This is a genomic window from Micromonospora sp. NPDC004551 (assembly GCF_040609975.1).
Taxonomy (GTDB): Bacteria; Actinomycetota; Actinomycetes; order Mycobacteriales; family Micromonosporaceae; genus Micromonospora.
Genome location: NZ_JBEXLM010000048.1, coordinates 1 through 19,196 on the forward strand (window position 1 = coordinate 1; position 19,196 = coordinate 19,196).

Annotated in this window: 16 protein-coding genes, 1 tRNA gene, 1 pseudogene and 1 riboswitch; of the genes and pseudogenes, 8 read left to right on the forward strand and 10 right to left on the reverse strand. The window is 67.9% G+C overall.

Annotated elements, in window-relative coordinates; genetic code table 11:
- Positions 1 to 700 precede the first annotated feature (700 nt).
- The 3 genes from ABZW14_RS32345 (at position 701) to ABZW14_RS32355 (ending at position 4,824) form a co-directional block, all read left to right on the forward strand.
- Positions 701 to 1,945: a DUF262 domain-containing protein gene (locus ABZW14_RS32345; RefSeq protein ID WP_355354378.1), complete on the forward strand. Its 1,245-nt coding sequence runs from the start codon at positions 701 to 703 to the stop codon at positions 1,943 to 1,945.
- 104 nt (positions 1,946 to 2,049) lie between these two features.
- Complete coding sequence (locus tag ABZW14_RS32350; protein ID WP_355354444.1) at positions 2,050 to 2,580, forward strand: HEPN domain-containing protein; 531 nt, start codon at positions 2,050 to 2,052, stop codon at positions 2,578 to 2,580.
- 393 nt (positions 2,581 to 2,973) lie between these two features.
- Positions 2,974 to 4,824: an AAA family ATPase gene (locus ABZW14_RS32355; RefSeq protein WP_355354381.1), complete on the forward strand. Its 1,851-nt coding sequence runs from the start codon at positions 2,974 to 2,976 to the stop codon at positions 4,822 to 4,824.
- An 88-nt stretch (positions 4,825 to 4,912) separates the two neighbouring features.
- Here the strand turns inward: ABZW14_RS32355 and ABZW14_RS32360 are convergent, their stop codons facing one another.
- Complete coding sequence (locus tag ABZW14_RS32360) at positions 4,913 to 5,080, reverse strand: hypothetical protein (protein WP_355354453.1); 168 nt, start codon at positions 5,078 to 5,080, stop codon at positions 4,913 to 4,915.
- A gap of 44 nt (positions 5,081 to 5,124) precedes the next feature.
- A pseudogene (locus ABZW14_RS32365) lies at positions 5,125 to 5,190 on the reverse strand (hypothetical protein); the annotation flags it as partial.
- Between the two features lie 74 nt (positions 5,191 to 5,264).
- On the opposite strand from ABZW14_RS32365, the gene ABZW14_RS32370 reads away from it, so the two are divergent.
- Entirely contained in the window at positions 5,265 to 5,963 is a 699-nt protein-coding gene (locus ABZW14_RS32370) for a site-specific integrase (RefSeq protein ID WP_355354447.1), read from the forward strand.
- An 89-nt stretch (positions 5,964 to 6,052) separates the two neighbouring features.
- Here the strand turns inward: ABZW14_RS32370 and ABZW14_RS32375 are convergent.
- Positions 6,053 to 6,126: transfer RNA gene (locus ABZW14_RS32375), tRNA-Gly, on the reverse strand.
- 235 nt (positions 6,127 to 6,361) lie between these two features.
- On the opposite strand from ABZW14_RS32375, the gene ABZW14_RS32380 reads away from it, so the two are divergent.
- Positions 6,362 to 7,345, forward strand: coding sequence for a zinc metalloprotease (locus tag ABZW14_RS32380; protein ID WP_355354384.1), 984 nt, complete (start codon positions 6,362 to 6,364; stop codon positions 7,343 to 7,345).
- A gap of 67 nt (positions 7,346 to 7,412) precedes the next feature.
- Here ABZW14_RS32380 and ABZW14_RS32385 read toward each other — a convergent pair whose 3' ends face one another.
- A complete protein-coding gene (locus tag ABZW14_RS32385) occupies positions 7,413 to 7,958 on the reverse strand; it encodes a pyridoxamine 5'-phosphate oxidase family protein (protein WP_355354387.1) in 546 nt (181 codons plus the stop codon).
- A gap of 78 nt (positions 7,959 to 8,036) precedes the next feature.
- On the opposite strand from ABZW14_RS32385, the gene dcd reads away from it, so the two are divergent.
- On the forward strand, positions 8,037 to 8,615 hold the full coding sequence (dcd, locus tag ABZW14_RS32390; protein ID WP_091264644.1) for a dCTP deaminase: 579 nt from the start codon (positions 8,037 to 8,039) through the stop codon (positions 8,613 to 8,615).
- A gap of 61 nt (positions 8,616 to 8,676) precedes the next feature.
- Here dcd and ABZW14_RS32395 read toward each other — a convergent pair whose 3' ends face one another.
- Positions 8,677 to 9,714 carry an NlpC/P60 family protein gene (locus tag ABZW14_RS32395; protein WP_355354390.1) on the reverse strand — a complete coding sequence of 346 codons (1,038 nt, stop codon included), beginning with the start codon at positions 9,712 to 9,714 and terminating at the stop codon, positions 8,677 to 8,679.
- 13 nt (positions 9,715 to 9,727) lie between these two features.
- A riboswitch (cyclic di-AMP (ydaO/yuaA leader) is annotated at positions 9,728 to 9,863 on the reverse strand.
- A gap of 242 nt (positions 9,864 to 10,105) precedes the next feature.
- Here ABZW14_RS32395 and ABZW14_RS32400 point away from each other — a divergent pair.
- Complete coding sequence (locus ABZW14_RS32400) at positions 10,106 to 12,100, forward strand: peptidoglycan recognition family protein (protein ID WP_355354393.1); 1,995 nt, start codon at positions 10,106 to 10,108, stop codon at positions 12,098 to 12,100.
- 60 nt (positions 12,101 to 12,160) lie between these two features.
- Here ABZW14_RS32400 and ABZW14_RS32405 read toward each other — a convergent pair whose 3' ends face one another.
- The 3 genes from ABZW14_RS32405 to ABZW14_RS32415 form a co-directional block, all read right to left on the reverse strand.
- On the reverse strand, positions 12,161 to 13,162 hold the full coding sequence (locus ABZW14_RS32405; protein WP_355354396.1) for an NlpC/P60 family protein: 1,002 nt from the start codon (positions 13,160 to 13,162) through the stop codon (positions 12,161 to 12,163).
- A 180-nt stretch (positions 13,163 to 13,342) separates the two neighbouring features.
- Positions 13,343 to 14,347 carry a hemolysin family protein gene (locus ABZW14_RS32410; RefSeq protein WP_355354399.1) on the reverse strand — a complete coding sequence of 335 codons (1,005 nt, stop codon included), beginning with the start codon at positions 14,345 to 14,347 and terminating at the stop codon, positions 13,343 to 13,345.
- Positions 14,340 to 15,647 carry a hemolysin family protein gene (locus ABZW14_RS32415; protein WP_355354402.1) on the reverse strand — a complete coding sequence of 436 codons (1,308 nt, stop codon included), beginning with the start codon at positions 15,645 to 15,647 and terminating at the stop codon, positions 14,340 to 14,342. The genes ABZW14_RS32410 and ABZW14_RS32415 overlap by 8 nt, the downstream gene beginning before the upstream one ends.
- A 107-nt stretch (positions 15,648 to 15,754) precedes the next feature.
- Between ABZW14_RS32415 and ABZW14_RS32420 the strand changes: the two genes are divergently transcribed.
- On the forward strand, positions 15,755 to 16,432 hold the full coding sequence (locus tag ABZW14_RS32420) for a GPP34 family phosphoprotein (RefSeq protein ID WP_355354405.1): 678 nt from the start codon (positions 15,755 to 15,757) through the stop codon (positions 16,430 to 16,432).
- Between the two features lie 68 nt (positions 16,433 to 16,500).
- Here the strand turns inward: ABZW14_RS32420 and ABZW14_RS32425 are convergent, their stop codons facing one another.
- Both ABZW14_RS32425 and ABZW14_RS32430 read right to left on the reverse strand, forming a co-directional pair.
- On the reverse strand, positions 16,501 to 18,699 hold the full coding sequence (locus ABZW14_RS32425; protein ID WP_355354408.1) for a (Fe-S)-binding protein: 2,199 nt from the start codon (positions 18,697 to 18,699) through the stop codon (positions 16,501 to 16,503).
- A 191-nt stretch (positions 18,700 to 18,890) separates the two neighbouring features.
- Positions 18,891 to 19,154 (reverse strand): cell division protein CrgA, encoded by a 264-nt coding sequence (locus ABZW14_RS32430; protein WP_091316105.1) that lies wholly within the window; start codon positions 19,152 to 19,154, stop codon positions 18,891 to 18,893.
- Positions 19,155 to 19,196: the final 42 nt, after the last annotated feature.

The following is a 19,196-nucleotide window of genomic DNA, read 5'->3' on the forward strand; positions in this document are numbered from 1 at the left end:
TCGTTCACACAGAGACTCACGCGATGACCCACCTCTATGCCCGAGGCACGCCGAAGCAGGTCAACTTCTACACCACCCGGCGGGACGCAACCGTCCTGGACGGCCTGACTTGGCCCCTGGTGGCACCCGCTTGTGGCCCGTGGATGGCCCTGCAGCTTCGACTGCGGTTGGCGGATTTGGTTCAGCGACGGTTACGAGATCGGCGGACCGCCCAGACCCCACCAACGATCGCCGCAGCAGTCGGCAAGAGGCAGCAGAGCGTCAGGACGAACAGGTGCCACGGCTTGAGAGCTCCCATGGCCGAGAGGATAGGCACGGCTTCCCAACACCGCTGTCCCTGCGAGCCTCAGTTTGGAAGGACCAAAGATCACCGCGCCGGGATGCCCGAAACGCCTGCTGGCTGCAGGGGAGTGGGCCACGACTCGTGCCCGCAGCCGTTCGGAACGTTCGCGTCGCCCTGGTCGCGGCGCTCTCGGCAATAGGATCTGTACGAGATCGTCCGGCCTCGTTCACGAGGGTGGCTCCCTCGCGTGGCCGCACTGCACCACCGCAGCCTCTGCAGCAGGGTCAACCGTTGCCCGGTACCGCCTGGATCGGACAAAGGTGGATCCCTACGCGCCGGCCTGCCCATCGGCAGCCCGGCCCGCTACCGCGTGCCTGGGGCTCGCCATGAGGTGCCAGCCACGGTTTTAATATCGGCATGGACAACATCCTTCCCGGCATGGATCCCGAGGCGGACGAGTACAGCCTTGAGGGGGACGACCTCGAAACGGCGGGGACTGAGACAGAAGACGACATCGCAGATGCGCCCGACATCAACTTCCGGAATGTTGTCCTTGCGCCATCGGACTGGACCGTTCAAACAATCCTCAGCCAGCTAGGCGAAAACTCATTTGAGCTAGACCCTGATTTTCAACGCCGCAACGCTTGGACCGACTCAAGGAAAAGCAAGTTCATTGAATCGCTCATGCTCGGTCTTCCAATTCCGCAACTAATCTTTGCCGAACGAGAGGATGAGAGCGGAGACCCGAACTATGTAGTCATCGACGGCAAACAGCGGCTGCTGGCTCTCGATGCCTTCTATTCTGACACCCAGCCTCTCCGCTTGACGAACCTGACCGTACTTCCCGCGCTGAGCGGCAGGACGCGGGCTGAAATATTGGAGGATCCAAGTTTCAGCCGCTATGTCAAGAGGCTAACGAACCGAACGATTCGCACAGTAGTGATCCGCAGTTGGCCCGAAGAGTCCTTCCTTCACCTGGTATTTCACCGGATCAATCACCAAACTCTGGCGCTGTCGGCGCAAGAACTTCGCCAAGCATTGCATCCGGGACCATTCACCAGGTTCGCGGACAAATACGCGGGAGATAGTGCGGACCTGCACCGCATACTCGGCACTAGTCAGCAGCCAGACTTTCGGATGCGGGATGTGGAACTACTAGTTCGCCACCTAGCGTATCGATTCCGGATTGTTCAGTATAAGGGAAACCTTAAGCGCTTCCTGGACGAAACGTGCGTAGAGCTTAATAGGAGCTGGAGCGCGCAAGAAGAAGATATTCGAAACGCCGCTCTACAGTGCGACGAGGCGATCCGCGCAACTGAGGAGATCTTCGGCTCCCGAGCATTCCGACGCAGGACGGGGAAGTCCTGGGAAACTCGCTTCAACCGCGCCGTCTTCGATGTCATGACTTATTACTTCGCAGATCGGAACGTACGAAATGCGGCCGTGGCCGTCAAGGACAGCGTTGTGGAAGCATTCGAACGCGTCAGCATCCAGGACTCGCGCTTCTCAGAATCTTTGGCGTCAACTACTAAGACACTTCCAGCGACTGCGTACCGGCTAGGACGGTGGGGTGTTGAACTCGGCGCCGCGATTGGGCAGGTACTTGAGGGTCCAACCCTCTCTCCGGAGGGTCGCTCGATCAGAATCGAGAGCCTGCATTGAGGGCAGAATATCGGGCGCTACTTAATAGGATCCGGGTAGTCGCCGGCGCAATGCTTCCGCCCGAGAGTCCGACAGCCCGATACAGCCAGGCCGAAGTCTTCCGAATGCTTGGTTTTAGGCTCCTTGCACACGCCGAGATTGAGCAGTTTGTCGAGGAGTGCGCCGAACGACTGGCCCTCCATTATGCGGGGATGATAGACCAACAGAGGTGGTCGACGACTCTATCTGCGCGAACCCAGCGCACGTTACTGCTTAACCTGTGCATGGTGGACAAGTACCCGCCGCTGTCGATAACTCGTCCTAGACCCTCGTCGGGGAACAAGGATCCCCTTAAGAACATCTCGTCTGGCCTAAACCGGCACCAGAGCGTCATCAGCGGAAACAACGGTGTGTCCGAGAAGGACATTCTCAAATTGTTTGTTCCGCTCGGATTCGACCTTCACTTCTTTGACCATAGTTGGCTCATTGCCATGAACAATCTCGCAAAGAGCCGTGGAGAGGTGGCCCATAACTCATTTCAGCTGTCGACTCAGGCAATCCCCACTCCAAGAGGAGAGCGTGATCTGCTTGTCGTTCCGCTATTTGGCTTGCGGCGCGTTGTCGATGAAGTGGTTAGGTTGCAGGCCGCCGCGTGATTAGCGGAGGTCTCCGTGCCAAGGACAGCGATACTTGCTCTGGCTGCCCGCGGCGGCGGGAAAGCAATTCGCTGGAGAGGATCTCCTCGTCGGGCAGGCGTAGACCGTCCGGGGAGGCTGGTAGCCCTTGTGGTGCCCGGCGAGGTGATCCGGGGCGATCTCTAAGGAGGGCCGGGGTTCGGGGCGGAGCCCCGAGGTCTTCGAGGTCTTGTCATCAGCCAATGTGGCCGGCCGGCCCGGCCGATGCCGGCCGGAGGTCGCCAGCAGGCCGGGGCCGGGCCGGCGCCGCCTTGATTCTTAAGAGGCCAATTCGGCAGTTGCTTGCCTAGGGCGTTGTGCCCAGGGCGTTGCCTAGGGATCGACGAATTCTGGGCCGCCAGGTAGGTTGCCCAGATGCAGATTGATGACTCGCAGTCCGGACCTACTTGGGCGAGCGAACTGGGGATCGGCCCCGGCGATCCAAGCAAGGTAAGAGTATGGGTTAGGTCTGTTCAACTATTCAATCAGCCTTCCTGGGATCTTCCGGCGCCCGGCGTTACCGCCATTGTTGGCGGAAATAACAGTGGAAAGTCGACCTTTCTTCGCCAGCTGCATAACCAACTCCTCAGCCCAGGGTCCGAGACGTTGGATCCGGTTGAGATCGTCTCCGGAATCACTCCTGCTCGCGCCGGAACTGGACCCGACTTTCTGTCGTGGTTTGCCCCTTTAGCTACGTACTTCCCCGCCTCGTATGACGTCCCAGAACCTTCCTTCCGCCAGCCCAATACAAATTGGTTCATGTCGGTGCGGGGGCTTCTTAACGAGTGGGAGGGCGGGATCCGCATTTCGCATCTCGGCCCTGCTGCCCAATCTTTGGTCTTTTATGCCGACGCGATGAGCAGATTCGGCTCTGTGGGGGGTGTTGGGCAGCGAGAAAACCCGGCGGACCCGCCAACACACCCACTTCATCACTTCCAAGACGACGTCACGCTTCTTCACAAGCTCAACGCGCTAAGCGAGCGCATCTTCCAGCAAAGTTTGACCTTGGATGAATTCAGCGCGACGATGAGACTGAGGGTCGGCAAGGTTGACATACCTGCGCCCGCGCGTGACCAGAGTCAACGACCGTATCGCGAAGCATTGGCGAAACTTCCGCTTCTTGAGCAACAAGGGGACGGGATGAAGAGCCTTTTGGGGCTGGTAATCCCGATTATCGCCGCTGCGCATTCAACGGTAATCGTCGACGAGCCCGAGGCATTTCTCCATCCTCCGCAAGCCTATGCGCTGGGTCTGGCCCTAGGGGAACTCGCCAGGGATTCGAATGCGCAAGTCATCTTGGCTACTCATGACAGGAACCTGCTGGGCGGGCTGGTTGCCTCCAATGCGCCCCTGTCGGTAATTCGGCTGAATCGCGAGGGCAACACCGCTAGCGCTTCACAACTCTCTCACGATCAGCTGCGGGAATTGTGGGACGATCCCGTTCTTCAGTACAGCAATGTTCTCGATGGTCTTTTCCATCGCATCGTTGTACTCGCGGAGGCGGAACGTGACTGCCGGTTCTACCAGGCGGCATTAGACGCCTATGCGGAAATGAACGCCGGAGACCAAGCTTGCCGATATCCCGTTCCGCCGCCAAGCGATGTGCTGTTCGTCCCCTCGTATGGAAAGGCTGGAATGTTTAGGCTTGCGGAGGTGCTAAGAGCAGCGGCGGTGCCGGTGATTGCCACTCCGGACCTAGATATTCTCAACGAGAGGTCGAAGATCGAGCAGCTCGTGAAGAGCTTAGGTGGAGAGTGGAGTCCGCTAGATAAGGATTATACGGTTGCGGCTCAGCCATTCCGGCAACCGACAGAGAGTGTGTTGCTTGCGCAGATTCGCAAGGAGTTGCTACGCGCGATAGACGAGAAACTAAAAGAAGATCCTGGCGCGCTCCATAATGCGGACATTAAGAAAGAGTTGGGGGGGATTATACGCGCAAAGGAGAGCCGATGGAATTTGCTGAAGGAATTTGGAGTCCAAGCATTTAACAAGGGCGCATCCGGCCCGGCGTCCAAGCGCCTCTTGGCAACCTTGTCCAAAGTTGGTGTGGTGCCAGTAGAAGTCGGAGAGCTTGAACGATTCGCAGGCAGCGATCTGGAAGTGGCGAAAGGCAAGGACTGGCTGCCCGCTGCGTTGGAAGCTGACATCCACAAACAGCGACCCGCCCAGTCGCACATAGCGAAGATTCTCAACTCTGCCCGAGAGCTTGCGGGATTACCTGAGTAGGCGCAATCACGCGAGCGCGGCACAGCCATCCTGCGCCGCGCTCGTCCAAACCGTGGAAGGCCCCCAGGAAGCATGGTGGGCCGCGCGTTTAGTTCCGAAGGTCCTGGGCCGCGCGGACGATGAGCCTGCGGGCATCTTCGCCGGTGACGGCTTCGTTCCAGAGTCGTTCGATGGCCTTGGTGTAGGTGGCGGCTTCGACGTCGCGGTAGGTCGTCTCGCCGACGAAGGTCTCCACGATGGCGACATCGTCGTACATCTGGAAGGATTCTGCGGGGTGGTGGCGAGTTGGACGCCGAGCGGCAGGATGCCGAAGCGGATGTTCGGTACGCCGACGACGGTTTGCAGGCGGTCGAGCTGGCCGCGCATGACCTCGGGCGAGGTGATAAGCCACCGCAGCACGGGCTCGGCGAGCAGGAACTCGAAGCAAGAACCCGTGCCGGATTCCGGGCGCGGATCAGGAGAAGGCGGCCGAGCGACCCGTTCTCACGCTCGCCCAGGTGCTCAAGCTCGCGAAGCTGATGGACGAGCAGTACCGCGCCCTGGTCCTGGTGACCACGTTCGCCTGCCTGCGGTGGGGCGAGGTATCCGCGTTGCAACGGCAGGACGTTGACGCCGACGCCGGGGTGATCCGTATTCGGCAGACGTTCACAGAGGTGCGCGGCGTCGGGATGGTTCTGGGTCCGCCGAAGTCACGTGCTGGTCGGCGTGCCGTGTCGGTGCCAGCGGCGATCCTGCCAGCCCTGCGTGAGCACCTGGCGGCGTTCGTCGACGACAACCCGGAAGCGCTGGTCTTCGCGACGCCTTCCGGCCGGCCGATCTGGCGCGGCAACCTCAACAAGGTCATCGGCTGGTCGACGGCGGTCGGCAAGCTCGGCGTTCCGGGTCTGCACTTCCATGATCTGCGGCATACGGGTAACACGATCGCGGCCAGGACCGGTGCGAGCACCCGCGACCTGATGGCCCGGATGGGTCACGACTCGGCGCAAGCGGCCATGATCTACCAGCACGCCACCTCGGAGGCGGATCGGGCCATCGCCCAGGCGGTGAGCGACGCAGTGAAGGCCGAGCGCAAGAAAGCCAAGAAGCCGGCGGCCGGCTCCTCCGCCAAGGGCAAGGGCAAGGGCAAAAAGCGTGGCTAGTGGCCCGTGGATGGCCCGCCGGGCGCTGTTGGCCGCAGCAACATCGAAGGCCCTGGCTGGGACTGTCGTCCTGACCAGGGCCTTTCGCGTGGAGCGGGTGACGGGAATCGAACCCGCACTGTCAGCTTGGGAAGCTGATGTTCTGCCATTGAACTACACCCGCAGGCGGCACCACTGTACCTGAGGTCACCACCCCCGTGCACCCAGGTACCCCCGCGGCCGTCCCACGTGTCGATCAAGCGCCACCCGCAGCGGAGCAGGTATCGGCCAGCACAGCATGTTTCCTCCCGGCAACATATGGCCGTTCTCAAATCCGTCGATGGGATGTAACGTCTCCTCCACGTTCTCCGACCGGGCGTGACACACCCCCTGCCATGCCCGCAGAAAGAGGTGGGCCCATGGGACTGCGTCCCAACCTGCTGACCCGGCGTACCGCCGGCGTCGCGTCGACGACCCTCGCGCTGCTGCTCAGCACCGCCGCCGTCGGCGTCGTCCCCGCAGCTTCCGCCTTCTCGGCCGCGCCGTCCGGCTCCTGCGCCTCGCCGGCCGACGTCCATTCGGACGCGCGGGTGAAGAAGGGCGGACACGCCAAGCTGGACCCGAACGAGCTGACCGCCAAGCAGGTCCGCGAGCGCGACGCCGACCTCGCGGCCGCGCTGCGTGAGCGGGCCAACTTCCGCACCGGCGCCGGAGCCACCACGCTGGCCACGGTGACCATCCCCGTCGTCGTCCACGTCATCCAGCGGGACAGCACCCGGGCCGGTGGCAACATCCCGGACTCGATGGTGACCCAGCAGATCGACGTGCTGAACAAGGCGTACGCCGGTTCCACCGGTGGCGCCGCGACCGCCTTCAGCTTCCAGCTCACGAAGGTGCACCACGTCACCAACGCCGCCTGGTACCCGATCGTCCAGGGCTCCTCCGCCGAGCGCTCGATGAAGAGCACGCTGCGCGAGGGCGGCAAGAACACCCTGAACATCTACCTGGGCGAGCTGAGCGACGACCTGCTCGGCTGGGCGACCTTCCCGCAGCGCAAGCTGAACAGCATGGACGGCGTGGTCGCGCTGAGCGAGTCGCTGCCGGGTGGCACCGCCACCAACTACAACCAGGGCGACACCGGCACGCACGAGATCGGCCACTGGCTGAACCTCTACCACACCTTCCAGGGTGGCTGCTCGGGCTCGGGTGACAGCGTCTCCGACACCCCGGCCGAGGCCTCGCCGGCCTTCGAGTGCCCGACCGGTCGCGACACCTGCACCACGGCCGGCCTGGACCCGATCACCAACTTCATGGACTACACCTACGACTCGTGCATGTACCAGTTCACCCCTGGTCAGGCGAGCCGCATGCTGACCGCGTGGAACGCCTACCGCGCGGCCTGAACGCCCCGCACCACAACACCGGTGCCGGTTCCGTCCTCGGACGGGGCCGGCACCGGTGTTTTCGCGGTCAGGCCGCCGGGCGGCGGGTGTCGAAGCCGTGCCGGCCCCGCCGGCCTTCGGGCGCGAGCGGGTCACGCCGGGCGGGCGCGGCGGCTCCCGAGTCGAGCCAGACGCGCACCTCCGGCCGACCGGCGCCGGGGCGGGCCACCTGGTCACGGCGGGTCAGCATCGCCACGTCGACCGTGAACTCGAACAGCCGCCAGTCGCCCTGCGGCGCGGCCCGGCCGATGCGGGCCACCCGGGCGACCGTCGCCGGGTCGGTCACCGGGCGGGCCCGGCCGGCCACATAGGCCTCGTCGTCGCGCTCCTCCGGCGGGAAGGAGTGCAGCGCGTAGCGGCCGTCGCGTTCGAGGTCGCGGCGCTTGGGCGAGTCGATGACGAAGCACCAGAGCCCGTCGTCGGTGATGACCGGGGAGACCGGGTGCACTCGCGGGCCGCCGTCGGCGCGGACCGTGGCGAGGTAGCCGAAACCCGGCCCGTACTGCTGCAACAGGAGGCGGATCTCGTCGGCGAGGCGGGGCTCGTCGGCGGCGAATTCGGACCAGGATGCCATGCGGACATTCTATCGAACACGTGTACGAAGATGTAGTCCGACACGCAGGTCACCCGTACCGGTCGCTATGGTGTTCCGATGCTGCTCTCCGACCGCGACCTGGTCTCCGAGATCAAGGCGGGCACGCTCGCGCTGGAGCCCTTCGAGCCCACGCTGGTGCAGCCGTCCAGCATCGACGTCCGCCTGGACCGGCTGTTCCGGGTCTTCAACAACCATCTCTACACGCACATCGACCCGTCCGTGCAGCAGGACGACCTCACCTCGATGGTGGAGGTGCCCGAGGGCCAGCCGTTCGTGCTGCACCCGGGCGAGTTCGTGCTCGCCTCCACGCTGGAGGTGATCTCGCTGGGCGACCAGCTCGCCGGCCGCTTGGAGGGCAAGTCCAGCCTGGGCCGCCTCGGTCTGCTCACCCACTCGACCGCCGGTTTCATCGACCCGGGCTTCTCCGGGCACGTCACGCTGGAGCTGTCCAACGTGGCCAACCTGCCGATCACACTCTGGCCGGGCATGAAGATCGGCCAGCTCTGCATCTTCCGGCTCTCCTCGCCGGCCGAGCACCCGTACGGCTCGGCCGTCTACGGCTCCCGCTACCAGGGCCAGCGCGGGCCCACCCCGAGCCGGTCCTGGCAGAACTGGCGCACCTGGCCGACGCGCTGACCGACCCGCACCTGAGTGACGGCACCGGGGCCCCCGCCACGCGGGGACCCCGGCCCGCACATCAGCCCGGGCGGCCGTAGCTGTTGATCTGGCCGTCGTCGACGCGCTTCATCGTGATCGGCTTGCCGGACTGGGAGGCGTGCACCACCCAGCCGTCGCCGACGTACATGGCGACGTGGTGCAGGTCGCTGTAGTAGAAGACGAGGTCGCCGGCGCGCAGCTCGCTCCGGCTCACCCGCCTGGTCACGTCGTGCTGCTGCCGCGCGTTGTGCGGCAGCGAGACGCCGGCCTTCGCCCAGGCCGCCATGGTGAGGCCCGAGCAGTCGTAGTGGTCCGGCCCGGCGGCGCCCCAGACATAGATCTTGCCGATCTGGGCGCAGGCGAACTTGACCGCGATGCCGGCCGGGCCACCGGGGTAGCCGGCGGGGCAGGGCGCCGGGCGCAGGGGCCCGCCGCCACCGTTGCCGTAGACCTTGAGGCGCAGCTTCTGCAGCTTGGCGATCTCGGCGTCGATCTGCTTCTTCTTGGCCGCGAGCTGGGCCTCGGTGCGCGCCAGCCCGGTGATCATTTCGTCGAGTGGCCGCTTCTTGGCGGCCAGTTCGTCGCGCAGCTCGGCAACGGCGTGGACCTGCTCCTGCTGGCGGTGCGCGAAGCGGTCGAGCAGTTGGAGGCCGTCCACGAGGTCGCTCGGTGACCGGCTGCCGAGCAGCGCGTTGACGGTGGAGAGGTTGTTGTCGCCCTTGTACGCGTCGGCGGCGAGCCCGCCCACCTGACCGAGGGCGGCGTCGACCCGCGCCTCGAGCGGGGCGATCTGCCGGGCGAGCGCGGCGGCCTGCTTCCGCTTGGCGGCGAGCTGCTCGCGGGTGGCGTTGACCTGTTCGATGATCGGTTCGAGCTTGTTCCAGTCCTGGTCGATCTGGCGCTCGATCTCGGCGACCGACGGGTCGGCGTGTGCCGCCGTGGCGCCGCCGGTCAGGACGACGGCGGTGCCGACCAGGGCGGCCAGGGCGGTGGTGAAGCGGGACCAGCGGGAACGCGGCGCAGCCGTCGAGCGGTCGACCGACCGGCCCGACGGTGGCCGCGGGGCATGGCGTGCCACCGGGCTTCCGTACTCCTTCTTCCTGGCCGCCTACCGAGTTAGCTGACGGGTTCGGGCGGGAAGGGAGCCGCCCTACCGCAGTGGCTGCGGATTCACCCCAGGTACCTGGGTCCCCGGCTCGCCCGGAGGCGACTCGGCGGTGTCGGACCGTCACCACCCGGGCTGGACGGTGAAGCTGGCGGTCGACGATTGACCAGAGTAGAGAGCGTCGTTATCGTTCCGCAACCCAACAGGCCGTGACACTCCGTACGTGAAGGTTTTCTTCACACGAGATTACTTTGTGGAAAGGTATTGACCCGGAGGGTGTGCGGGGTGAGGGTGGGGATCGCAGTGACCCCCATCCCTGTCTGGAGGTTCGATGCACCTCTCACCCCCACCGTCGGGCAGACGGATGCTGCTGGCAGCCGCCGTCGCGGCTGCCACCGCACTGGTGGCGACCGGACCGGTCGCCGCCGAACCGCTCACCCAACCCGCCGGCGACCGCCAGGACCAGTACGCCGCCGCAGCAGCGGAGTACGGCGTGCCGCAGAGCGTCCTGCTCAGCGTCTCGTACCTGGAGTCGCGCTGGGACACCCACACGGGTCAGCCGAGCACCAGCGGCGGCTACGGCCCGATGCACCTCACCGACGCCCAGCACGTCCTCGCGACCCCGGCCAGCGGCCACGTCGACGAGGGCGAGGACCCGAGGGGCGACGACTCCCGCCCGCTCACCCTCGACCCGGCCATCGCGGCCGCACCGGCGGAGGACGTGCTGCCGCAGGCGTCCCTGCAGACGCTCGACGCCGCCGCGGCACTCACCGGCCTCGCCGAGGAGACGCTGCGGACCGACGCGGCCGCGAACATCCGGGGCGGGGCGGCGCTGCTCGCCTCGTACCAGAAGGAACTGGGTGCGCCGGTCGGCGCCGGCACCGACCCGGCGGCCTGGTACAGCGCGGTGGCCCGGTACTCCGGCGCGGACACCGAGGACGCGGCGGCGGCCTTCGCCGACGAGGTCTACGACCAGCTCGGCCTGGGCGCGGCCCGCACCACCGACGACGGCCAGCGGGTGACCCTGGCCGCCACCACGGTGACGCCGGACCAGTCCGGGCTGCACAAGCTGGGCCTCCGCCGCGCCGAGCGGCCGGACGGCCTGGAGTGCCCGGTCCGCCTCGCCTGCGAGTGGATCCCGGCCCCGTACCAGAAGTACGGCCCGGGAGCCGGCGACTACGGCAACCACGACCTCGGCAACCGGCCGGCCCAGCAGAAGATCGAGTACATCGTCATCCACGACACCGAGGGCTACTTCGGCCCGAGCGTGAACCTGGTGAAGGACCCGACCTACCTGGGCTGGCACTACACGCTGCGCTCGGTGGACGGGTACGTGGCCCAGCACATCAAGGCCAAGGACGTGGGCTGGCACGCGGGCAACTGGTACGTCAACGCCAAGTCCATCGGCCTGGAGCACGAGGGCTTCGCCGGCCACGGCACCTGGTACACCGAGGCGATGTACCGGACCTCGGCCAAGCTGGTCCGGCACCTGGCGCTGAAGTTCCAGATCCCGCTGGACCGGCAGCACATCATCGGCCACGACAACGTGCCCGGCACCACCGCCGGCACCGTGGCCGGCATGCACTGGGACCCGGGCCCCTACTGGGACTGGTCGCACTACTTCGATCTCATGAAGGCGCCGTTCCACTCCACCGGCACGCCGCACACCGGCCTGGTCACGATCGACCCGGACTTCGCCACCAACCAGCCGGCCTTCACCGGCTGCAACCAGCAGCCGCCGGGTGTGCCGAAGCCGACGCCGCCGGCCGCGCCGTGCCCGCTGCGCGGCTCCTCGGCGGTGATCCTGCGGACCGCGCCGAGCGCCACCGCCCCGCTGGTCAACGACCTCGGTCTGCGACCGAACGGCACGCCGGACACCATGTACATCTCCGACCACGGCGCGCGCGCCTCGGCCGGCCAGACGTACGCCCTCGCGGACATCCAGGGCGACTGGACCGCCATCTGGTACCTCAACCAGAAGGCGTGGTTCTACAACCCGGCCTCCGCACCGACGGCCAAGTGGGCGAACGGCTTCGTGGTGACCCCCAAGCCCGGGAAGACCACCATCCGGGTGTACGGGCGCGCCTACCCCGAGCAGGCGGCCTACCCGGCCGGGGTGCCGTACCAGACCATCTCTCCGCTGCAGTACTCCCTCTCGGCGGGCCAGCGGTACGTGGTCGGCGGGGTCCTGCCGGGCGAGTACTACCGGGCCGTCACCTTCGACGGCTCCGCACCGGGTGACTGGACGGTCATCCGCGGCGAGAACCGGTACGTGCAGATCCAGTTCGGGCACCGCGTGATGTTCGTGAACCTCGACGACGTCGACATCCAGCCCGCCTCGGTCGGCGCACCCGCCTGACCGACCTGATGACGAAGGCCCCCGGTCCGCAGGGACCGGGGGCCTTCGTGCAGCTGTGGATCAGTAGGGGCGGCGGTAGCCGGCGACGGGCATGTAGGAGACCTTGCTGACCTGGACCGGTTTGCCGGTCCGCGGCGCGTGCACCATCAGCCCGTTGCCGAGGTAGAGCCCCACATGGTGCAGGTCGCTGTAGAAGAAGACCAGGTCGCCCGGTCTGGCGTCGCTCGACGCGATCTTCCGGCCCTCGTTCCACTGCGCGCCGGTGAAGTGGGTGAGCGAGATGCCCGCCGCCTTGTAGGCGTACTGGGTGAGGCCGGAGCAGTCGAACGAGTTCGGGCCGGTGGCGCCCCAGACGTACGGGTCACCGACCTGGAGGCAGGCCGTCTTGATCGCGGTCCGCGCGGCGCTGCTCACGACGCCGTCGATGGCCGGGCAGCCCTCCGGACGGATCGAGGTCACCGGCAGCATCGCGGTCAGCCGCTTGATCTCGGCGTTGATCTGCTTCTTCTTCGTCTCCAGGTCCGTCTTCTGCTTCAGCTCGGTCGTGATCAGCGCGTCCAGCTTCTGCTTCTGCCGGTTGTACTTGTCGCGCACCGCGAGCACCCCGGCGACCTGCCGGCGCTGTTCGTCAGCGAGCCGGTCGAGGATGACCAACTGCTCGGCGAGCGTGCCAGGCTTGCTGCTCACCAGCAGGGCGCCGAGGTCCTGGGACGGGCCCTGGATGTAGTAGCGGGCCGCGATGTCGCCGACCTTGTTCATCGCCAGCGCCGACTCCAGTTCGAGCGGCACCATCTTCTTCTGGAGGTCGGCCGACTTCTTCTGGTTGACCTTGAGCTGAGCGCGCACCTTGTTGTACTGCTCGATGGTGGGCTCGAGCTGCTCCCACTGCTTGTCGATCTGTGCGTCGATCTCGTCCACCGACGGCGCCGCGTGCGCCGGGGCCGTCAGCATCCCGGCGCCGACCGCGACGGCCGCGACCAGGGTGAGGAGACGGCGTACCACCCGGCGCATCCCGGCCGGTCGGACGTGCGGCTGGCTCGGGGCGTGACGATCAGGGGGCATGGTTGCCACCGGCACGGACTCCTTTGCAACCGACCGCCGGGCGCCTCGCGAGAGGGAAGGTCGAGGCAGACGACCCAGAGGCGGTCGGTGCCCCACATTAGGGAAGGCACCCCCGTGGAATCAAGGCGACCTTTGGTTCAATCACGTCTGCGCAACCGCTTGCACACCAAGGGTATTCGTTCACTTGCCAACGATCGCCGTCAATACATCATCGAGTGTCACGACACCCAGTGGCCGGCGGCCGTCGCTCACCAGCACCATGTGCCGCCGCTCGCGCCGCATCGAGAGCAACAGATCGGCCAGCGTACGGTCGGGCGGCACCACCGCCAGCGGCCGGTAGATGTCGGCCGGGACCGGCGCCCGGCGGGTGGCGCCCGCGTAGCCGAGCACGTCCTTCACGTGGACGAAGCCGAGCACCCGGCGGGTGGACCGCTGCACCACCGGGAAGCGCGACCGGCCGGTGCGGGTGGCCAGCACCTCCAGGGACGCCGGTGAGACGTCCTCGGCCACCGTGGTCACCGTCGACCAGGGTTGCAGCGCGTCGGCGGCCGTACGGCTGTGCAGGGCCAGCGCGCCGGTGATCCGGGCGTGCTCCTCGGCGTCCAGCAACCCCTCGGTACGCGCCTGCGACACCAGGCCGGCCAGCTCCTCGGCGGTGAACACGGTCTTCACGGCGTCGGTGGCCTCGACCCGCCACAGCCGCAGCACCTGCCGGGCCGACCACTTCATGGCCAGCAGCAGCGGCTTGGTGCCCACGCAGAAGGCGAGCATGGCCGGGCCGAGCCAGAGCGCGGACGGTTCCGGGCCGGCCAGGGTGATGTTCTTCGGCACCATCTCGCCGACGACGGTGTGCAGGAAGACCACCGCGCCGAGGGCGATCACGAAGGCCACCGGGTGCACCGCCGAGGCGGGCAGGCCCAGCGCCTCGAACGGCGCCTCCAGCAGGTGGGCCAGCGCCGGCTCGGCGATCGCGCCGAGCCCCAGCGAGCAGACGGTGATGCCGAGCTGCGCCCCGGCGATCATCAGCGGGATCTGGTTCATCGCCGACAGCGCCCAGCGGGCCCGCTTCGAGGTCACCGCCAGCGGTTCGAGCACCGTGCGGCGGGAGGCGATCAGGGCGAACTCGCTGCCCACGAAGAAGGCGTTGCCGAGCAGCAGCACCAGGGCGACCAGCAGCTCACTCACCGTCGTCGGGCTCCTCCGGGCGGACCACCCGGACCTGCTCGATCCGGTGCCGGTCGACCTCGATCACCGTGAACTCGTACCCGGCCTCGTCGACCGTCTCGCCGGGCACCGGGATGTGCCCGAGCCGGGCCATCAGGAAGCCGGCGAGCGTCTCGTACGGCCCCTCGGGCAGCCGGAACCCGGTCTGCTCGACCAGCTCGTCGGAGCGCAGCACGCCGTCCACCAGCACGGTGCGCTCGCCGCCCGGCACGGTCAGCTCGACCGGCCCGAGGTCGTCCACCGCGGCCGGGTCGAACTCGTCGGCGATCTCCCCGACCAGTTCCTCGACCAGGTCCTCCACGGTCACCACGCCGTCCGTCCCGCCGTACTCGTCGACCACGATGGCCAGGTCGGCGCCCGCGTCCTTGAGCGCGGCCAGCACACCGTCGAGGTCGAGGCTCTCCGGCACGTACACCGGTTCGCGGGCCACCGCGGCGACCGTGGTGGCGGCCCGGCGGGCCAGCGGCACGCCGAGCGCGTCCGGCACCCCGGCAACGCCGGTGACCAGGTCCAGCGTCTCCTCGTAGACCGGGAACCGGGTCCGGCCGGTCTGCCGGGACAGGTCCAGCAGCTCGGCGACCGTGGCGGTGGCCCGCAGCGCGATCACGTCGACCCGCGGGGTCATGGCCTCGGCGGCCCGCTTGTCACCGAAGCGGATGGTGCGGCGCAGCAGCATCGCGGTGTCCGGCGGCAGCGCCCCGGCCCGGGCCGAGATGGCCGCCAGCAGGCCCAGCTCCTCCGGGGAGCGGGCGCTCGCCAGCTCCTCCTGTGGCTCCACGCCGAGCCGCCGGACCAGCCGGTTGGCCGAGTCGTTGAGCAGCCGGATCAGCCAGCCGAAGGCGCGGGAGAAGGTCCGCATCGGCCCGGCGGTGCCGAGCGCGGTGGGCATCGGCCGGGCCAGCGCGAGGTTCTTCGGCACCAGCTCGCCGAAGAGCATCGAGATCAGGGTGGCCAGCGCCAGGGCGAGCAGCCCGGAGAACCGTTCGGCCCCGCCGACCGGGTGCAGCAGCGGGGCGAAGAGCCGGGCCAGCGCCGGCTCGGCCAGGTAGCCGGTGAGCAGCGCGGTGATGGTGATGCCGAGCTGGGCGCCGGAGAGCTGGAAGGACAGCTCGCGCAGCGCCCGGCGTACGGTGGTGGCCCGGCCGTCGCCCTCGCCGGCCCGCCGGTCGATCTCCGCCCGGTCGACGGTGACCAGGGCGAACTCGGCCGCGACGAAGAACGCGTTGCCGGCGGTCAGCAGCACGAAGCCGACCAGGGGCAACAGCGTGGTAACCAGCAGGCCGTCGATGTGCGTGATTGTTCCACGGGCCGGCAGCCGGCACGAGCCGGCGACCGGCGGGCTGGCGGCCCGGACGTAGCGTTGATCGCATGAACCGCCTGCTGCTCACCGACGAACTGGTCCTGCTCGCCCACGACGACGGCGGCGTCAACCGGCTCGGCCGTCCGCACCTGGACCACGGCCTCGCCGGGGCCGTCCTGCTGGAGCTGACCCTGGCCGGCCGGGTCGAGGTGGCCGACGGCCGGCTGGCGGTGACCGACCACGCCCCGATCGGCGTGCCGCTGCTGGACGAGGCGCTCGCCACCATCGCCGGGGACCGGCCGCGCAGGCCGAAGGACTGGATCGGCAGGCTGGCCAAGGGCCTGCCCGACCGGGTGCTCGACGGCCTCGTCCACGCCGAGGTGCTGCGCCGGGAGTCGGACCGGGTGCTGTGGGTGTTCCCGCGTACCCGCTATCCCTCGCCCACCGGCGGGGAGCCGGCGGTGGAGACGGCGGCCCGGGAGCGGATGCTGGCCGCGCTGGCCGGCGACGGCCCGGTGGACGCGCGGACGGGCGCGCTGCTCGCCCTGACCCGGGCGGTCGGCCTGGACCGCAAGCTCTTCCGCGAGCTGCCCCGGGAGCGGGTGAAGGCCCGCCTGGTCGAGATCGCCGCGGGCGACTGGGCCTCCGCGGCCACGAAGAAGGCCATCGAGGAGACACAGGCCGCGGTGCTGATCGCCACGACCGCCGCCGCCACGGCCGCCATCGCGACCACCACGGTCTCCTGACCGGCGACGGCGGCGGCACCCGGGTGGGTGCCGCCGCCGTCGTGGTCCAGCTCTTTCCGGGGTACGCCTCAGCCGGCGACCGCCTCGGTCTCCTTCTCGCCCGCCGGGGCGTCCGGCTTCACCGAGCGGAGCAGCACGCTCGCCACGTCGACGACCTCGACCTGCTCGCCGGCGCCCTTGCCGTTGACCCCGTCGTTGAGCATCGTCGAGCAGAACGGGCAGCCGACCGCGATGGTCTTCGCGCCCGTGGCCATGGCCTCCTCGACCCGGTCCACGTTGATCCGCTTGCCGATCTTCTCCTCCATCCACATCCGGGCGCCGCCGGCGCCGCAGCAGAAGGAGCGCTCGCTGTTACGCGGCATCTCGGTCAGCTCGCCCTGGATCGAGTCGCCGAGCACCTCGCGCGGGGCGGCGAAGACCCGGTTGTGCCGGCCCAGGTAGCAGGGGTCGTGGTAGGTCACGCCGCCGTCGACCGGCTGCACCGGGGTGAGCTTGCCGGCGGCCACCAGGTGGGCCAGCAGCTGCGTGTGGTGCACGACCTCGAACTCGCCGCCGAGCTGGCCGTACTCGTTGCCCAGCGTGTTGAAGCAGTGCGGGCAGGTGGCCACGATCTTCCGCTTGCTCTTCTCCCGGCCCTCGAACGCCTCGTTCAGCGTCTCGACGTTCTGCTGAGCGAGCATCTGGAAGACGAACTCGTTGCCGATCCGCCGGGCCGGGTCACCGGAGCAGGTCTCGCCCTCGCCGAGGATGGCGAAGGAGACGCCGGCCTCGTTGAGCAGCGTGGCCACCGCCCGGGTGGTCTTCTTGGCCCGGTCCTCGAACGCGCCGGCGCAGCCGACCCAGAACAGGTACTCGAAGTCGTCGACCTCGCCGACCCGCGGCACCTCGAAGCCGAGGCCCTTGGTCCAGTCCTCCCGGGTGTTCTGCGGGGCGCCCCACGGGTTGCCCTTGTTCTCCAGGTTGCGGAGCATGACGCCGGCCTCGGACGGGAAGCTCGACTCGATCAGCACCTGGTAGCGGCGCATGTCGACGATGTGGTCGACGTGCTCGATGTCCACCGGGCACTGCTCGACGCAGGCGCCGCAGGTGGTGCAGGACCAGAGCACGTCCGGGTCGATGACGCCGCCCTCCTCGGCGGTGCCGATCAGCGGCCGGTCGGCCTCGGCCATGGCCAGCACGTCGACGCCGGCCAGCTGCTCCTGCGTGGCCTTCTCCTCGCCGGTCAGGTCCTTGCCCCCGCCGGCCAGCAGGTAGGGCGCCTTGGCGTACGCGTGGTCGCGCAGGCTCAGCACGAGCAGCTTCGGCGACAGCGGCTTGGCGGTGTTCCAGGCCGGGCACTGCGACTGGCACCGGCCACACTCGGTGCAGGTGCTGAAGTCCAGCAGGCCCTTCCAGGTGAACTGCTCGACCTGGGCGACGCCGAACTGGTCCTTCTCCGGGTCGGCCTCCTCGAAGTCGAGCGGCTTGCCGTCGCTCATCATGGGCCGCAGCGCACCGAGGCCGGAGCCGGCGGCCTTCGCGGGCTCGCGCTTGAAGAAGATGTTCGGGAACGCCAGGAACCGGTGCCAGGCGACGCCCATGGTGACGTTCAGCGAGATCACGATGAGCCAGGTCATCGAGATGGCGATCTTGATGAGGGCGGCGACGCTGACGCCGGCCGTCCAGGCGGGGAGCGCGGCGCCGACCGCGTGGCTCAGCGGGGTGGCCCAGACCGGGTACTCGAAGTGGTCGGTGGCGACCTTGAAGCCGCGGATCACGAAGCCGAAGATCAGGACCAGCAGCACGACCCACTCGACGAAGTAGCCCTGCCACATGGTCGAGCCGGTGAACCGGGAGCGGCCGCCCGGCCGGGTGGGCCGGTTGCGCAGCCGGATGCCCATCAGCACCAGGATGCCGGCCAGGCCCAGGATCCCGATCCACTCGGTGGCCAGGCCGAAGATCGTCCAGTGCCCGATGATCGGCAGCCCGCCGCCGGGCGTGACCACCTCGAAGTACGCCTCGAGCACCAGCAGCGACAGCACGATGAAGCCGACCATCACGAACCAGTGCGCCGCGCCCACCACGCTCCACTTGAGCATGCGGGTGTGGCCGGCGGTCTCCACCAGCATCTTCCTCGTGCGGGCGCCCTTGTCGGCGAACCGCTCGGGCGCGGGCTGGCCGAGCCGGATGACGGCCGTCATCTTCATGACCGCGCGCACCGCAAGCCCCACCGCCACGGCGGTGATGGCGGCCGCGAGGATCGTGGTGACGATCTGGACGCTGCCCATCGAGTTGGCCTCCCGGTCTGCTGCTTGTCAGTGCAGCCTACGCGCAAGGTTACCCATCAGTAACGTGAGTCATCTCGCATCCGGCCACGCCGCCCTGCCGACACCTTATGGGCAGCGGTCGCCGGGCGCCGGTCAGGGGCGTCCCGGCGTGACCCATGCCCGGTGCGGCACGGGCGGCGGAGCCGGTGGGATCAGCGCCAGCGGGAGAGCAGGATCAGCGAGGAGACCATCGCGCCGAAGCCCACCGCGAGGTTCCAGTAGCCCCACGACGCGACCGGGTAGGCCTGCTCGGAGAGGTAGTAGACGACCAGCCAGCCGATGCCCACCACGATCAGCGCGACCGCGGTGATCGGCAGCCAGACCGGGCTAGGCTTGCGCGTCGCCGCCGTCGCCGTCGGACGCACGTCCGTCGGCGGGGTGTACACCTTCTTCTTGCGGACCTGAGACTTGGGCACGACGCTCTCCAGAGGGGGGTACGACCTCGTCCGGCCTGACAA

Coding starts and splice junctions, on each gene's coding strand:
- ABZW14_RS32345 (WP_355354378.1), top strand. CDS start 701: ATGGACAACATCCTTCCCGGCATGGATCCCGAGGCGGACGAGTACAGC.
- ABZW14_RS32385 (WP_355354387.1), bottom strand. CDS start 7,958: ATGGCATCCTGGTCCGAATTCGCCGCCGACGAGCCCCGCCTCGCCGAC.
- ABZW14_RS32360 (WP_355354453.1), bottom strand. CDS start 5,080: ATGTACGACGATGTCGCCATCGTGGAGACCTTCGTCGGCGAGACGACC.
- ABZW14_RS32420 (WP_355354405.1), top strand. CDS start 15,755: ATGAACCGCCTGCTGCTCACCGACGAACTGGTCCTGCTCGCCCACGAC.
- ABZW14_RS32400 (WP_355354393.1), top strand. CDS start 10,106: ATGCTGCTGGCAGCCGCCGTCGCGGCTGCCACCGCACTGGTGGCGACC.
- ABZW14_RS32405 (WP_355354396.1), bottom strand. CDS start 13,162: ATGCCCCCTGATCGTCACGCCCCGAGCCAGCCGCACGTCCGACCGGCC.
- ABZW14_RS32425 (WP_355354408.1), bottom strand. CDS start 18,699: ATGGGCAGCGTCCAGATCGTCACCACGATCCTCGCGGCCGCCATCACC.
- dcd (WP_091264644.1), top strand. CDS start 8,037: ATGCTGCTCTCCGACCGCGACCTGGTCTCCGAGATCAAGGCGGGCACG.
- ABZW14_RS32355 (WP_355354381.1), top strand. CDS start 2,974: ATGCAGATTGATGACTCGCAGTCCGGACCTACTTGGGCGAGCGAACTG.
- ABZW14_RS32380 (WP_355354384.1), top strand. CDS start 6,362: ATGGGACTGCGTCCCAACCTGCTGACCCGGCGTACCGCCGGCGTCGCG.
- ABZW14_RS32350 (WP_355354444.1), top strand. CDS start 2,050: ATGCTTGGTTTTAGGCTCCTTGCACACGCCGAGATTGAGCAGTTTGTC.